The sequence below is a fragment of the Rhodococcus sp. P4_F5 genome (assembly GCF_056401315.1).
The window spans coordinates 1-986 of sequence record NZ_JBFUJP010000149.1; the positions used below are offsets into that span (position 1 = coordinate 1).

Genomic DNA, 986 nt, shown 5'->3' on the forward strand with positions numbered 1-986 from the left:
GGCTGTACCTGTTCGGCGCGATCATCGCGACCGCGGGTTTCGTGACCCCCGGCGGCGCGGCCGACTTCGGCTGGACCGCCTACAGCCCGCTGACCGACGCGGTGCACTCGCCCGGCGTCGGCGCGGACCTGTGGATCATGGGCCTGGCCGTCGGTGGCCTCGGCACCATCCTCGGCGCCGTCAACTTCATCACCACCGTGGTCTGCCTGCGGGCCCCCGGCATGACCATGTTCCGGATGCCGATCTTCACCTGGAACATCCTCGTGACCGCCATCCTGATCCTGCTCGCCTTCCCGCTGCTGACCGCGGCGCTGCTCGGCGTGTTCGTGGACAGACACTTCGGCGCCCACATCTTCGACCCGGCGAACGGCGGTGTCCTGCTCTGGCAGCACCTGTTCTGGTTCTTCGGTCACCCCGAGGTGTACATCATCGCGCTGCCGTTCTTCGGCATCGTCTCGGAGATCTTCCCGGTCTTCAGCCGTAAGCCGCTCTTCGGCTACAGCGGCCTGGTGTACGCCACGCTCGGTATCGCCGCGCTGTCCATCGCCGTGTGGGCGCACCACATGTACGCCACCGGCGCCGTGCTGCTGCCGTTCTTCTCCTTCATGACGTTCCTCATCGCCGTCCCGACCGGCGTGAAGTTCTTCAACTGGATCGGCACCATGTGGAAGGGCCAGGTGACCTTCGAGACGCCGATGCTCTTCTCGGTCGGCTTCCTGGTGACGTTCCTCTTCGGTGGTCTGTCCGGCGTGCTGCTCGCCAGCCCGCCGATCGACTTCCACGTCACCGACAGCTACTTCGTGGTCGCGCACTTCCACTACGTGCTCTTCGGCACCATCGTGTTCGCCACCTACGCCGGCATCTACTTCTGGTTCCCGAAGATGACGGGCCGCCTGATGGACGAGCGCCTCGGCAAGTGGCACTTCTGGACCACCTTCATCGGCTTCCACACCACGTTCCTGGTCCAGCACTGGCTCGGCAACGAG

1 protein-coding gene is annotated in these 986 nt (G+C 65.4%); it reads left to right on the forward strand.

What is annotated here, in order from left to right:
* The coding region (locus AC1DU4_RS26300; protein ID WP_477844916.1) for a cbb3-type cytochrome c oxidase subunit I at positions 1 to 986 on the forward strand (986 nt) is incomplete at both ends.